The sequence below is a fragment of the Pedobacter antarcticus genome (assembly GCF_900103515.1).
Lineage (GTDB): Bacteria > Bacteroidota > Bacteroidia > Sphingobacteriales > Sphingobacteriaceae > Pedobacter > Pedobacter antarcticus.
In genome coordinates this window covers 247,383-262,078 of the sequence record NZ_FNGZ01000003.1, presented here as the reverse complement: position 1 = coordinate 262,078, position 14,696 = coordinate 247,383, and the positions used below count along the sequence as shown (strand labels likewise).

Here is a 14,696-nt window from a genome sequence, read left to right as displayed (position 1 = left end):
GTTTAAAGTTAAGATATTAATTTGTGCTTCAAAATTTTTAGTTTTACCGGATCAGCAAGTCATTTCAGCATTATAAACATGATCTACGCCAATAAAAAAGTACAGGAGTCGCCTAATCAGGCCGCACAACATGCAAAAATCATCGATACTATGCTCCAGCTTCAGGAAAAGGAATTTGTGCGTATCGAAGGACAAACCGTTTGGCTCAGATCCAATCTGTGGAAGAACGTACTGCTTGCCCAAAACTGGATGAAATGTGCCCATATTTACTGTAACCTGATTCTGAAATATAATAAAAAATCCCCATTGGAGTTTAGGGATATTGAAACCGATGCAGTGATCGGTAAATTAAACGGAAAACAGGTGAAGGTATTACTCTTTCACTAACTTTTTTTAGTCAGCCTTTTTACACGCCAATCCTCCAATTCTGGATCGTTAAGAAATGTCCAGGCTATAAATCTGCTTTGTTTCTGCCCTTGAGACATCGAAACCGTTTCAACCCTTGTCGCCCCTGCTCTTTCCAAAGCGGCATATAAAGGTGGAAGGTTCGCGCTTTTTGACACCAGGGAACTAAACATACAGCACTGATTTGCGTATTCTTTGCTTTCGGTAATCATATTACGGACAAATTCCAACTCACCGCCTTTGCACCAAAGTTCTGATTGCTGACCACCAAAATTTAATACAGGCACAGTTTTCTTGCCTTTACTCAGATTTTGCACCTTTCTTTTAGACCCCGCCAATGCTTCTTCTGCCGACGCGTGAAAAGGTGGATTACAAAGGGTAAGATCAAACAGTTCTCCCGGTTTAAAGATTCCCTTGAAGATAGCGGAAGGATAATGCTGCAGTCTGAAGTTTAAATCATGCTGCAATACTGGATTTAAAGCGGCAATATTTTCGGCTGAATGAATAGCTTTTTTATCTATATCTGTTCCCGTAAATGACCATCCATACACTTGATGCCCAATGATAGGATAAATACAGTTCGCACCTGTACCGATATCCAATATTTTGATTTGTTTACCGCGAGGGACTTCACCCCCATTTAGTGCAGCAAGCAGATCTGCCAGATAATGAATGTAATCGGCCCTTCCCGGAATTGGTGGACACAAATAGTTTGCAGGGATATCCCATTCCTGCAATCCATAAAAATGCATAAGCAAAGATTTGTTCAGCATTTTGACAGCTTCAGGATCAGAAAAATTTATAGATAGATCGCCATAAGGATTTTCTGAAACGTACTTCTCCAACTCAGGAGAGGTTTGAATTAATTCTGGAAAATCATACCTGGAACGGTGAAGATTTCTTGGATGGAGGGAGTTTTTTTCAATAGACATAAAATAACGCTTACCCAAAGGTAAGCGTTAATCTTATTTATTGGGCAAGATATCCGCCATCTGCCGCATAATAAGCTCCTGTAACGAAGGAAGCTTTATCTGAAGCAAGCCATAATACGAGCTCTGCAATTTCTTTGGATTCACCCAGGCGGCCAACCGGATGCAGCTGCACCAGATTATCCATTTGCTCTGGAGTGAGGTGTTTAGTGATTAATGGGGTCCGGATATATCCGGGGCCTACGGAGTTGACCCTGATATTCTGCTCTCCATATTCCAGCGCAGCAGATTTTGTTAAACCTACAACTCCATGCTTGGCCGCTACGTAGGCACCTGATAACTTGGTGCCCACCTGCCCTAAGATGGAAGCCATGTTAATGATACTTCCACCTCCGTGCTCGAGCATTGCCGGAATCTGATATCTCAGGCCATAGAAGACACCGGAGAGATTAATGGCAATTACCTTATCCCAGCCGTCAACCGGATACTCTCCTGTCCGGGCTGCAGGTCCACCGATACCGGCGTTGTTTACAGCGATATGTAATGCACCGAACTGTTCGATTGTAATTTTAACTAATTTTTCATTGTCTTCTGGCTTTGAGGTATCAGCCTGCACAAAAATTACATCTGCCCCCTGCGACTTAAGTTCTGCGACAACGCGTTCTCCATTTTCCTGGTCGACATCAGATACAACAACCTTGGCGCCAGCCTCAGCAAAAATATGGGCGACGGCTTCTCCGATACCGGAGGCAGCACCTGTAACTATAGCTACTTTATTCTCTAATAATTTCATGGATCTTAATTATGATTGTATTCTAAAAGAATAACAAATTAGAGTTCGAAAGGTTCCATAAAACAGAAGAGCCTGTTCAACTTTCATTGACCAGGCTCTTCTCACGCGTTTCCGCAATAAATTTTAATGGTTTACATTCACTTTCAGATCAGGGTCTACTTTAACCTTTTTCATACAGTATAATCCAAAGATCAGGATGTAAATATAGCAGGCAACAGGAATAAAGAAGGAATCCTGTATACCGGCAGAATCGGCAAGACTTCCTTGTACCAAAGGTAAAATTGCACCACCTAAAATAGCCATTACCAGTAACGAAGATCCCTGACTCACATATTTACCTAATCCGGCAATAGAAAGGGTATAGATATTAGAGAACATAATCGAATTGAATAATCCAATACCTAAAATTGGATACACTGCCATCTCACCTTTACTAAAAATAGAAACAAGTAGTAAGATCACGTTAACTACGGCAAACAACACCAATGTGCGTGCAGGTGCAGAGCGGCCTACAAAGAATGCCAGGATATTTAATACGATAAATACAAGGAAGAAACTCGTCTGTGCAAAAGTGAGGTCGACGATGCTAAAAATAACCAGGTAAACTACCGCTGCCGCGACTATCATATAAAGTATCTTTTTAGCCTGTGCCAGATTACTTAATGAAATCGCGCCCAGGAAACGACCAATCATAGCACCCCCCCAGAATAAAGCGAGATAGTTTTTACTAACAACTTCTGGCAGGCCCATTGTATCGGGTTTCTCCATAAATGCAATTAATAAACTTCCGATACCAACCTCGGCACCTACATAACAGAAGATACCTACGACACCTAATTTCAGTTGAGGGAATTTTAAAGCACCCAATCCTCTTTCTTCTTCTGCATCAGTACTGAATGAAGGCAATTTAACCTGGCTGATCACTATAGCTAGTAAAACCAGGATACCTGCGAAAATAAGGTAGGGAATTCGCGTAGAATCTGCAGTAACCTGTCCGTTCTGAGTGAACAGCGTAAAAATCAGGTGACCACCAAGTACCGGAGCGATTGTAGTTCCGAATGAATTGAAAGCTTGCGTAAGGTTTAATCTGCTGGACGCACCTTCTTCATCTCCAAGAAGCGTAACATAAGCGTTTGCGGTGATCTGCAAAATAGTAAAGCCCAGTCCTAAAACGAACAAAGCCGTTAGAAAAATACCGTAAACTGAGAATGATGCCGCAGGGTAGAAAAGACAGCAACCTACTGCCGATAATAACACGCCGGCAATAATTCCTTTTTTATAACCTACTTTATTAACAGGGTCACCTTTATAATAAGAGATCATAAAATAGATTACTGATCCGATAAAGTAAGCGCCAAAGAAAGCAAACTGAACCAGCATGGACTGCTGGAAATTCAATTGAAACTGCTGTTTCAGATGCGGAATAAGTATATCATTCATGCAGGTAATAAATCCCCACATAAAGAACAGCAGGGTCATAGTAATCATTGGGATAACAGAGCTTGGTTTTTTTTCGGCTAACTTACTTTCCATATTGGATTGAATCGTTGAAATTGATAATTATTTAATATTAATTAAGAAGAACGGAGCTTTCTAAACGTGCTTCAGGCTTCTATAATTGGAGGCACAAGGTACAAAATGACCTATTCATCTCATATAGCAAATATGCTTATTAATTTATATGTTTGACCAATATTTATGCTATGCACAAATTCATCAAAGGTTTTGGCTATGCATTCTCCGGAATTGCTTATACCGTCCGCACCCAGCTTAACTTCAGATTTCACCTTTTTGCAGCAGCTGCAATTATTTTAGCTGGCTGGTTTCTGAAAATCAGTACGGCTGAATGGTTATCGGTAATATTAGTAAGTGGCTTAGTACTCTGTACAGAACTCATGAACACAGCAATTGAGGTTCTGGTTAACCTGGTATCTCCGGATTACAACGAGAAAGCCGGGCGTGTAAAGGATATAGCTGCCGGCGCTGTACTGATAGCTGCTGTTATTGCAATCCTGACAGGTGCGGTTATTTTCATTCCAAAAATCATCTGCTATGTTGTATAAGACGCGTGGAATAGTACTAAAAACGACACTTTACAGCGAAACCAGTGTGGTGGTACAAATGTTCACGGAGAAATTCGGTATCCAGTCTTATATGATCAACGGCGTGAAAAAACCGAAAGCAAAGATCAGGATGAATATGCTTCAATCTCTTCATCTGGCGGATCTGGTCGTGTACCATAAACCCAATATCGGGATTCAGCGGATTTCAGAACTGCTGCCTACCCCGGTATTCCGCAGCATCCCTTATGATCTGATTAAAAGTGCAATGATCATATTCCTGAATGAAGTGCTGTATAAAAGTATCCGGCAACAGCATGCAGATGAGCATTTATTTAATTACATCTTTAACTCATTGTGCTGGATCGATGAGACGGCACAGGCAAATCCGAGTTTTCACCTCGCTTTTTTATTGAAATTGACCAGGTTTCTTGGTTTCGCGCCAAGTATGGAACATAAAACAGATCAAAGTTACTTCGACCTACAAGAAGGTGAATTTAAATCCCTCCCTCCTTTACACCCGTATTTTATTCAGAAAAAGGAGGCTTTACTGTTTATTCAGCTTTTCACAACCTCTTTCGAAAATTTAAATGAGATAAAAATAGATAATGCCACCCGGAGAATTATCCTTGATAAAATACTGGTTTACTACAACTTACATACTGCTTCTTTTGGAGAAATTAAATCTCATCAAATCCTGGAAGATGTTCTCTCTTAAAAATATTAAAAAAGTTTTGGTGTTTTAAATTAGAGGTGTATATTTGCACTCCCAACAACGGGGAATAGCTTGCTCAGCTAGCCAAAAGGCGCAAAGAGCAGAACCAAGGGGAGATTAGCTCAGCTGGTTCAGAGCACCTGCCTTACAAGCAGGGGGTCACTGGTTCGAACCCAGTATCTCCCACCAAATAAATAACCGAAAGGTAATTATTTAAATCAGGACAGCCGGTCCTGTATAATAAATGGCAGAACCAAAGGGAGATTAGCTCAGCTGGTTCAGAGCACCTGCCTTACAAGCAGGGGGTCACTGGTTCGAACCCAGTATCTCCCACAAAAAAACCTTTCAGAATCTGAAAGGTTTTTTTTATGCCTGGTTTTTATCTGGCCTCCCACATATTATCGAGCGGATTGACGTCGGCATCAAAATTATCACCCAGCACAATTCGTTTCAATTGCTTTTTTGCAGAGAAATTAAAAGTGACACTTCGCTTACCATCCTTCCAGCAGGCTATACTGGCATTAAGAATTTGGGTAGTTCCGTCTTTAAATAAAACAGTGAGATGTATGGGTATTGGTGATGTACCTACATTACCAACAACGACTTTATGACTGGCGCCCTTACTACTAACTTTACTAATAGCCAGGTCAGGAACTCCTTTTTCAAAATACCAGCTTTTCCAAAACCAGTCCAGATTTACGCCAGTACCGGTATTCATCGTATAGAAAAAATCATAAGGTGTCGGATGTTTTCCTGCCCACTCTTTAATATAGTGTCTCAGTCCTTTAAGGAATATTTTATCCCCGAGCATTTCCTTCAGATAATGGAGCCCCAGGGCTGGTTTCAGATCTTTGTCCATATACCTCGCCTTACCGGAAAGCTGAGAAGTAAGTGTCATTAGCGGCAGATCTTCCTCGGTGCCCGAATATTTATTGATATCACTGATATCGTGCTTAAACTGACCAGTATCAACCATAGGATAGAGCAGAAACTCAGATAGCGTAGCCCAGCCTTCGTCCATAAAAGAATATTTTGTCTCGTTTACTCCGACATAAAAAGGGAACAGTGTGTGAAATATCTCATGCATAGTAAATTGAATGACTTCCTGTTTATCTTCAAAAGGCAAATTATTTACCATCATCGGATACTCCATGGCGTCTAAACCTTCGAATATCGTAATATGGGGATAAGGGAAAGGTAGAGCCGGAAACTGATAGCTCATTGCAGCGACAGTTTTGTGGGCATAATTAATTACCGGTTCAAAAACTTTATGTTCTGGATTAAACACAGTATTCACGGTTGTACGTCTCTGCGTAACCGGGTCGACGACCAGGCTCGACGCTTTCCACACATAATGATTACTTATTGCAAATGCCAGATCAGTTACATGGCTGGCCTTAAATTTCCAGGTATTAGTCTTATTTTTTCTGGTCACCATACCGGATTTAAGATCCTGTACCGTAGTAATATCAAGAATTTCGCCGCTCTTTCCAGATTCGGCTATGCGCGCTGCAGTTTTCTCCGAATAAACGTCATTTGTATTCTGCAGCTCACCTGTCGCCCATACCTGATAATCTCCGGGCACGGTAATCTCTGCATTGAAATTACAATAATCATTATAAAACTCGACCCGCCCGGTATAGGGATATTCATTCCAGCCGTCTATATCATCATAAACTGCTATGCGCGGGAAAGAATAAGCGATAAAAAAGGCGCCCGGCTCAACTTGGCCTGTCCTGACAAAAGAGCCTTCGTTTAAAATATAGTTGTAATCAATTTCTACATGTACCTTTTCATGAGGAGGTATTTTCACACCCCGCACATACATATTTGTACTTCTGATACTCCGCTTTGTACTGTCTTGCGTCTGGTTATTAATCGTAACAGCATCGATCTTCACGCCACTGGTCAAATCTTTTGCAGAAACCGGAACTGTCCGCATCGCCTCTTTCTGATATAAATTCGGATAGAGTTTAAAAACCAGTTGCCGCAAGGTATCCGGACTATTATTCATATAATCGATTTCTACTTTTCCTTTCAACAAACGGCTGGCTGGATCAAATTCAATCTTTAACTGATAATCTGCACTATTTTGCCAGTATTTTTTACCGGCAGCACCGGATAAATCTCTCGTACCTTTTTTATAAGCTGAAGATATGTTTGGTGGAATAGGCAGTACAGTTTGGGAGACCGCGCCATAACCCGTAACAAAAAAGAGCAGCAACAACGGCAATCCGGCAACAAAAACACGACTCCTATTGCTGTTATTCATAATTCATAAGATTTTAATTGAACCTGGTATAAAACTAAACATTCAGCAGGATTATCCCGATAATAATGTTTTAGCTCTTTCACTGGTTTTTAAAAATTTGAAACACATCGAGATCATAAATGTTAAAAGAGTTATTATGGAAGAAGAAAAGAACGCACAACAAAATCAGGAAGATGTGAACCCAACAAGTCAGTTTGATAAACTTGTCAAAGAGCAGGCTGAAGAGGCTCTTCCAGATACAACAGGTACAGGATCAAACAGAGAAGTGTTTAACGGAAGTTCCCTAATTATCAAAAAGGATGAGGAATCCGCTGATCAGGAATAAAACCTGATCAGCATCACTTATATTACTGACAGAAATCAACAACAAACAAATGCTGTTTTATAACTTTATAGTATGGTAGCACGTCTCAGCGGATATGCACCTGCTAAAATACAGCAATCATGAAAACATTGACCGTACTCACCGATTTCTCTCCAAGATCAGAAAATGCAGCAATCTACGCCTTGCATATGGCTGCTTCTATTCACGCGGATTTATTATTGTTTCATGCTTTTGAACTGCCGGTCGCAGAAAGCATGGGGATGCCGGTGGCCTGGCCGCCGGAAGTTTATGATGAATTCAGAGAAAGTGCTATCAGTGAACTTACTTTACAAGCGAAGAAACTGGAAACGTTGCTCACGCTGACTGACACCACCTATAAACCGAAAATCACTTACCAGTTCCAGGATGGCCCCCTGTTTCTTCAACTCGATAAATTATTCACAGACCGCAATAACCTGATGCTGGTAATGGGCAGTCACAAAAAAGGATTATCAGGCATGATCGGGGGAAATCATATGGCGGCCGTAATGGAAGGCACCAACAGACCTGTACTGATAGTGCCTGAGCATGCAGTTTATAGCAAACTTTGTAAAATCGGTTTTGCCACAGATTTAAGCCATAGTGATATTGCCGTAATTTCTTCCCTCGCGACATTGGCTACACATACTAAAGCAGAAATCATGCTGGCACACATTCATGCCCCTTTAACAGTAAACGCCAAACCAGGTGAACAGGTGAGAAATTTTCTGGAAGAGGTAGCTACCCATATCAATTATCCAAAAGTATACTACCGCAGTGTAGAAGAAGAGCATTTACAAGAAGGACTAAGCTGGTTATCTACAGAAGTAAGCTGCCATATTCTGGTGATGGTACATAGACAAAAAACTTTCCTGGAAAATCTCTTTGGAAAGAGCGACACCAGCAAATTTGCCAGCGAGACCAGGTTACCTTTATTAGTTTATCCAGACCCGGCAATTCATCTACCTGTTTTTTAAGTTAAAACAAAATACAGTATCTGACAGTTAAAAGACAATCGTATTTTAGCATTCCGGCTTAAATCAGATATATTTGTCGTGCTGAATATAAACAGCTCATAAATATTGCTTTATGCGGATAATTGCACTTTTCTGTTTAATGATGGTCAGCTTGCTGAATTTCGTGCCTTGTGCCGATGAGCAACCTGTACCCTCAGGCATAGAAGTAACTCTCAAGGTCGCTGTGCAAAACCATGAAAACGCCTTATCTGCAGATCACTGTTCTCCCTTTTGCAACTGCACCTGCTGTGCAACGTCCAGTATTGCGAAAATTATGAGTCTCACTTCTACTCCGGTGAAGGAACACCAGACTAATACACGTCCTTACCAGGCAGGAAAATATATCGAAATCAGTATGCCCGTCTGGCAGCCGCCGCAAATAGCCTAAGCATCTAATCCAGCCAATTCATTGGCTTATCTTGTTATTTTTTGCTTATTGCAGCCCTTCTGGCTGCTATTATAACCATTTTTATGTTTGACCGTATTATCTCGTTCTCTATCAGGAACAAGGTAGCTATCGGGCTAATGACCTTTGGACTCATCCTTTGGGGCATTTATTCTATCTATCATTTACCGATAGATGCACAGCCGGATATTACCAATAACCAGGTACAGATTATATCCCAGGCACCAAGCCTGGGTGCACAGGAAGTAGAACAATATATTACCGCTCCTATCGAACTTTCCATGGCCAATATTCCGGGCATACTGGAAAAAAGATCTGTTTCCCGCTCAGGAATCTCTGTGATCACCCTTGTTTTTAAGGATGAAACTGATATCTACTGGGCACGTCAACAGGTCAATGAACAATTAAAAGAGGCGGAGGCCAATATTCCGCCAGCTCTCGCCAAGACCATATTGGCTCCCATAACTACGGGATTGGGAGAGATTTACCAATATGTCCTCCACACTAAAAAGGGCTACGAGGGAAAATATAGTGCGACCGATCTGCGTACCCTGCAGGATTGGCTGGTGAGAACCCAGCTGGCAGGAACACCGGGCGTAGCCGAAGTAAGCGGTTGGGGCGGCTTTGTGAAGCAATATGAAGTTGCGGCTTGACAATGACAAGCTAAATGCAATGGGCCTGACCATTCCAGAGATATTCACCGCACTGGAAAAGAACAACGAAAACACGGGCGGCTCCTATATTGAACAGCAGAATAATGTGTATTTCATCCGCGGCACCGGCCAGGTTGCTTCCCTGGAAGAAATCGGAAGTATTGTCGTCAGGAATATTGCCGGCAGGCCGGTTTTAATCCGTGATATTGCTAAAGTTCAGTTTGGAAGCGCCACCCGTTATGGCGCGGTTACCCGGAATGGGGAAGGTGAAGCAGTAGCAGGGGTTACTTTAATGCTGAAGGGTGAAAACTTTAATGATGTCATTAAGGCTGTAAAAACCCGTATGGCACAAATCCAAAAATCACTTCCCGAAGGTGTCGTTATTGAACCGATCATTGACCGGACGGAGTTAGTCGGCCGTGCCATGAGCACCGTAAAAACCAATCTGATGGAGGGCGCGCTGATTGTGATCCTGGTTCTGGTTTTGTTATTAGGTAATCTGCGGGCAGGACTTGTAGTTGCCTCTGTTATTCCGCTCGCTATGCTTTTTGCTTTCGCTATGATGCGGCTCTTCGGTGTATCCGGGAACCTGATGAGTCTTGGTGCTATAGATTTTGGGTTGATCGTGGATGGCGCAGTCATTATCGTTGAAGCTATAGTCTTCCGTCTAAGCACACGAAAAAATGAAAGCGGAAAAATCAGGCTTACACAAAAAGAAATGGATGAAGAGGTCTATCAGGCGTCTTCCAGAATAAGAACCAGCGCTTCTTTTGGTGAACTGATTATTCTGATTGTTTATCTGCCGCTATTTGCCCTGATGGGCATAGAAGGTAAAATGTTCCGTCCCATGGCTGAAACTGTAGTATTCGCCATTTTAGGAGCATTTATCCTCTCACTTACCTATGTACCAATGATGAGCGCCTTGTTTCTCAGCAAAAACACCGTACATAAGGAGAGCTGGTCTGATCGTATGATAGTCCATTTACAGCGGTATTACCACAACGCATTAGTTAAAGTTCTGCGTATCCGAACCTTTATCGTTTCGATTACTTTAGTGCTTTTCGTCTTGTCAATCTGGTTTTTCAGCCGGATGGGCGGCGAATTTATTCCTGTTCTGGAAGAAGGCGATCTGACCGTAGAAATTTCGATGATGCAGGGTACCTCATTATCCGAAGTCGTAAGTACGTTCGGCAAAGCAGAGGCCTTACTGAAAGCTAAGTTCCCCGAGGTTAAACAAGCGGTTACCCGGATCGGAAGTTCGGAGATTCCGACAGATCCTATGCCACTGGAAAGGGGCGATATGATGTTGTCTATGCTACCTAAATCAGATTGGACTTCTGCAAAGACGCGCAACGAGATGATGGAAAAGATGGAGGAAGAGCTTGAACTGATTCCTGGAATTCAAGTAGAAATTACTCAGCCAATGCAAATGCGTTTTAACGAGCTCATGACTGGAATCCGCCAGGATGTTGCTATTAAAATTTTTGGGGAAGATCTGGATGTTCTGGCTGTCCAGGCAGAACAAATTTCTAAACTTATCGCACCTGTAAAGGGTGTATCAGAGCCTTATATCGAAAAAGTAAGTGGCCTGCCCCAGATTACGGTTAACTATAACCGGAATAAGATTGCCCAGTATGGGTTGAATATCAGCGATGTGAATATGATCCTGCGAACTGCATTTGCCGGGAGCGTCTCCGGAGTTGTTTTTGAGGGGGAGAAAAGGTTTGATCTGGTCGTAAGGCTGCAGGATGAACTCCGGAATAATATTACCGATGTAGAAAACCTGCTGATTCCGCTGCCCTCCGGACATCGCATCCCGCTAAGCCAGGTAGCAGATATCGGCTTCAAGGAAGCTCCGGCTCAAGTGAGTCGCGAGGATGGCAAACGCCGGATCTTCGTAGGTTTTAATATTAGTGGCCGGGATGTAGAGAGTACAGTGAAAGAAATTAGAAAGCTGATTGATCAGAAAGTGAAGCTGCCAACTGGATACTTCATTACCTATGGTGGCCAGTTCCAAAACCTCCAGGCAGCCAAGCAAAAGTTATCACTTGCAGTTCCTGCCGCCTTGCTTTTAATTCTTGCCTTACTTTACCTGACCTTCCGTTCGGTGAAACAAAGTCTGCTGATTTTTACCGCCGTTCCTCTTGCCGCAATGGGCGGTATTGTTGCATTGCACCTGCGGGATATGCCTTTCAGCATCTCAGCAGGAGTTGGCTTTATCGCTCTTTTTGGCGTCGCAGTACTAAATGGAATTGTATTGATCGGTTCTTTCAACCAATTGAAAGCAGAGGGTGTAGCCGATATTTACGAGCGGGTATTGGAAGGTACGAAGATTCGACTTAGACCTGTCCTAATGACCGCAGCCGTAGCCTCGTTTGGCTTCCTGCCTATGGCTTTATCAGGTAGTGCAGGAGCAGAAGTACAACGCCCACTGGCCACAGTAGTTATCGGAGGACTGTTAATGGCTACCTTTCTGACACTATTCGTTCTACCTTGTCTTTATATCCTGTTCAGCGGAAAAGACGAGAGTAAAGGGCTGGGTAAAACAGGTAAAACCCTGGCAGTATTATTTCTTGTGCTGGCAGGTACGGGCACAATTCAGGCACAGGATTTCCGCTCTAAACCTGTACAGACAGAACTAGCTGCGGATACGCAGCTAAACCAGCTGCTGGAAGATGCCGCAACCGGTAACCGGCAGCTTAAGCAGGCCGGTTTAACCATTGAACAGGCCAAAGCCCTGCAAGGTTCCGGAACCGACCTGCCTAAAACGGTATTCACTCTCAGTCAAGACCCAACTGGCGGCGGAAACAATGACAATGCGATTAGTATCAGCCAGGAATTTTCATGGCCAGGATTATATACCAGTCAGCATAAACTATTGGAAAGTCAGACGGGTCTTGCTGTTAACGCCGGCAAAATGACGACAATGGAAGTGCGCAAAGCAATTACCCAGGCATATTACAGTCTGCTGCATGAGCTGGAAACTATCCGCTTGCTAAATTATCAGGATAGTATCTACCAGGATTTTCGGGAAAAGGCGACTTCCAGATTTAAAACGGGTGAGACCTCCAGCCTGGAATTGATGACGGCAAAACAAAAATATCAGGAAATCCGATTGTTATTAATGAGAACTATCGCTGCTAAAGATCAGCAGCAGCGTATTCTGGAACAGTTGACAGGCAAATCTTTATCAATCAGACTGCCGGCTGCAGGTTTACCTTTATTACAATACAAATCTGTCAGTAAGGAAGTCTTAAGCAATAATCCGCAGCTGCTGTATGCACAACAGCAGATTGAGGTCATATCTGGAAAAATAAAAGTAGAAAAGGCCAGGCTTATGCCCGATTTTAATGTCGGCTACAGCCAGCAAATGCTTATTTCAGGCTTTAACCCGGCTAATATATCCAGAACCTATTTTCCAGGGACCAGGATAGCAGGGTTCCAGGCAGGAATTGCGGTCCCACTTTGGTTTAAAGCAGGCAAATCAAAGATTAGCAGTGAGAAAATTGCACTGCAGGTTGCCATGCAAACACTGGAGCAAGACAGGTCGCTGCTGGAACTCAAATATGTACAGGAGCAGGAACAAGCCCAACTTTCTGCCAAAGAGCTCGCATGGTACTTATCTGAGGGCCTACTTCAGGCAGAGGAACAGCTGCGTATTGCCCAGGTATCTTTCCGTCTGGGAGAAATCGGATACATGGAATATGTGCAACACCTGTCTGCAGTGGTCCAGACAAGACTGTCTTATCTGGAAGCCGCAGACCGCAGCAATCAATCGGTTATTCAGTTACACTATTTAAAAGGAGAAAAAAATGAAGCATCTAATTAAAGTCACCCTGCTCCTGCTTTTCGTTCCCTTCCTCTTACTGCAAAGCTGTCAACAGGGAAAAGGAGAAAATGCAGAAGCTTCTCATGAAGAACATGGGCATGAGGAAGAAGAAATAGCGCTGAATGAAGCGCAGATGAAAGCTGTTGGCATAAAACTAGGCACTGTGTCTATGAAAAACCTACATACCGTAGTCAAAGCGAACGGACAGCTTGCAGTTCCGCCGCAAAACAGGGCAAATGTAAGTGTATTATCAGGCGGGATTATCAGTAATATCTCTGTGCTGGAAGGCGAACAAGTGCGTAAGGGACAGGTCCTTGCCAGTATTGAGAATCAAGACCTGCTAAAAATACAGCAGGACTACCTTTCTGCAAAAAACAGTTTTAGTTATACGTCTGCCGAATATGAGCGGCAAAAGCAGTTGCGTCAGGCTGGGGCGGGTACCGGCAAATTCTTTCAGTCTGCAGAAGCGGCCTACTTATCTGAAAAGTCTGGTATTGCTGCAATTGAAAATCAATTACGCCAGCTAGGTATTTCTCCGGGAGAGGTTTCTGCAGGAAAAATGAAACATGGTTTTCCACTGCGTTCTCCAATCTCGGGTACCATCGGGAAGATCACTGCAAATACCGGCTCTTTTATTCAGCCTGGCACTTCAGTAATGGAAGTTGTTGATAATTCCAAGATTCATTGTGACCTGATTGTGTTCGAAAAGGATCTGATGAAAGTTAAAAATGGTCAGGAAGTAAACTTTCAGCTCACTAATCAGGATGATCAGCAGGTAACGGGTCGTATTACCGGTATCAACAAATCTTTTGAAGATGAAAGTAAGGGCGTAACTGTACATGCTGTTATAGATAATCAGGCAGGAAAGAATCTTATTCCGGGTATGTATGTAACCGCATTAATTAATATCGGGCAAGAGCACACCACAGCCGTTCCACAGGATGCTGTAGTTAGATCGGCAGGACGTGAATATATTTTTGTAGTTGATAATCATCAGAAAGAGGATCAAGGTAAGCGCGAAACTAAAGCAGGTTCGAAAGAAGTTCATTTCAGAAAACTTGAAGTGAAAACGGGCACTGCCGAACTGGGCTTTATCCAGATCAGTCCGCTTGAAACGCTTTCTGAAGATGCAAGGATCGCAACTAAAGGTGCGTTTTATCTGCTTTCAAAAATTACCGGCGGCAGTGATTCTCATTAATGGGTGAAGTAGCTATCTTAACAAAGATATATAATTAAAAAAGGCGCTGAGATTTTGTCTCAGCGCCTTTTACCTTA

General features: G+C 42.8%; 13 protein-coding genes and 2 tRNA genes. 11 read left to right on the top strand and 4 right to left on the bottom strand.

The window, feature by feature from the left end:
• Nucleotides 1-78: 78 nt before the first annotated feature.
• On the top strand, nucleotides 79-387 hold the full coding sequence (locus BLR53_RS08345; protein ID WP_037438028.1) for a hypothetical protein: 309 nt from the start codon (nucleotides 79-81) through the stop codon (nucleotides 385-387).
• Here the strand turns inward: BLR53_RS08345 and rlmF are convergent.
• From rlmF to BLR53_RS08330, 3 genes are all read right to left on the bottom strand, one after another.
• On the bottom strand, nucleotides 384-1,337 hold the full coding sequence (rlmF, locus tag BLR53_RS08340) for a 23S rRNA (adenine(1618)-N(6))-methyltransferase RlmF (RefSeq protein ID WP_037438029.1): 954 nt from the start codon (nucleotides 1,335-1,337) through the stop codon (nucleotides 384-386). The two genes, BLR53_RS08345 and rlmF, sit on opposite strands and share 4 nt — an antisense overlap.
• Before the next feature lie 37 nt (nucleotides 1,338-1,374).
• Entirely contained in the window at nucleotides 1,375-2,127 is a 753-nt protein-coding gene (locus BLR53_RS08335; RefSeq protein ID WP_074588942.1) for an SDR family NAD(P)-dependent oxidoreductase, read from the bottom strand.
• Between the two features lie 123 nt (nucleotides 2,128-2,250).
• Nucleotides 2,251-3,660, bottom strand: a complete 1,410-nt coding sequence (locus BLR53_RS08330) for a sugar MFS transporter (protein WP_037438032.1) — start codon at nucleotides 3,658-3,660, stop codon at nucleotides 2,251-2,253.
• A gap of 170 nt (nucleotides 3,661-3,830) precedes the next feature.
• Here BLR53_RS08330 and BLR53_RS08325 point away from each other — a divergent pair, with 170 nt between their 5' ends.
• The 4 genes from BLR53_RS08325 (at nucleotide 3,831) to BLR53_RS08310 (ending at nucleotide 5,235) form a co-directional block, all read left to right on the top strand.
• Nucleotides 3,831-4,190 carry a diacylglycerol kinase family protein gene (locus BLR53_RS08325; RefSeq protein WP_074588940.1) on the top strand — a complete coding sequence of 120 codons (360 nt, stop codon included), beginning with the start codon at nucleotides 3,831-3,833 and terminating at the stop codon, nucleotides 4,188-4,190.
• Nucleotides 4,180-4,905 (top strand): DNA repair protein RecO, encoded by a 726-nt coding sequence (gene recO / locus BLR53_RS08320; protein ID WP_037438035.1) that lies wholly within the window; start codon nucleotides 4,180-4,182, stop codon nucleotides 4,903-4,905. The genes BLR53_RS08325 and recO overlap by 11 nt, the downstream gene beginning before the upstream one ends.
• A gap of 108 nt (nucleotides 4,906-5,013) precedes the next feature.
• Nucleotides 5,014-5,091: transfer RNA gene (locus BLR53_RS08315), tRNA-Val, on the top strand.
• Nucleotides 5,092-5,160: 69 nt separating this feature from the next.
• Nucleotides 5,161-5,235: transfer RNA gene (locus tag BLR53_RS08310), tRNA-Val, on the top strand.
• A 46-nt stretch (nucleotides 5,236-5,281) separates the two neighbouring features.
• Here BLR53_RS08310 and BLR53_RS08305 read toward each other — a convergent pair.
• A complete protein-coding gene (locus BLR53_RS08305; RefSeq protein ID WP_051759521.1) occupies nucleotides 5,282-7,174 on the bottom strand; it encodes a M1 family metallopeptidase in 1,893 nt (630 codons plus the stop codon).
• A gap of 136 nt (nucleotides 7,175-7,310) precedes the next feature.
• Between BLR53_RS08305 and BLR53_RS19770 the strand changes: the two genes are divergently transcribed.
• The 6 genes from BLR53_RS19770 (at nucleotide 7,311) to BLR53_RS08280 (ending at nucleotide 14,619) form a co-directional block, all read left to right on the top strand.
• The gene (locus BLR53_RS19770) at nucleotides 7,311-7,499 is read left to right on the top strand and encodes a hypothetical protein (protein ID WP_037438036.1); all 189 of its coding nucleotides are present in this window, start codon (nucleotides 7,311-7,313) and stop codon (nucleotides 7,497-7,499) included.
• 119 nt (nucleotides 7,500-7,618) lie between these two features.
• The gene (locus BLR53_RS08295; protein ID WP_074588935.1) at nucleotides 7,619-8,494 is read left to right on the top strand and encodes a universal stress protein; all 876 of its coding nucleotides are present in this window, start codon (nucleotides 7,619-7,621) and stop codon (nucleotides 8,492-8,494) included.
• 112 nt (nucleotides 8,495-8,606) lie between these two features.
• Nucleotides 8,607-8,921 carry a DUF6660 family protein gene (locus BLR53_RS08290; protein ID WP_051759522.1) on the top strand — a complete coding sequence of 105 codons (315 nt, stop codon included), beginning with the start codon at nucleotides 8,607-8,609 and terminating at the stop codon, nucleotides 8,919-8,921.
• An 83-nt stretch (nucleotides 8,922-9,004) separates the two neighbouring features.
• Nucleotides 9,005-9,592, top strand: a complete 588-nt coding sequence (locus tag BLR53_RS20275) for an efflux RND transporter permease subunit (RefSeq protein ID WP_342342066.1) — start codon at nucleotides 9,005-9,007, stop codon at nucleotides 9,590-9,592.
• Nucleotides 9,576-13,421 (top strand): CusA/CzcA family heavy metal efflux RND transporter, encoded by a 3,846-nt coding sequence (locus tag BLR53_RS08285; RefSeq protein ID WP_342342065.1) that lies wholly within the window; start codon nucleotides 9,576-9,578, stop codon nucleotides 13,419-13,421. The genes BLR53_RS20275 and BLR53_RS08285 overlap by 17 nt, the downstream gene beginning before the upstream one ends.
• Entirely contained in the window at nucleotides 13,405-14,619 is a 1,215-nt protein-coding gene (locus tag BLR53_RS08280) for an efflux RND transporter periplasmic adaptor subunit (RefSeq protein ID WP_074588932.1), read from the top strand. The genes BLR53_RS08285 and BLR53_RS08280 overlap by 17 nt, the downstream gene beginning before the upstream one ends.
• Nucleotides 14,620-14,696: the final 77 nt, after the last annotated feature.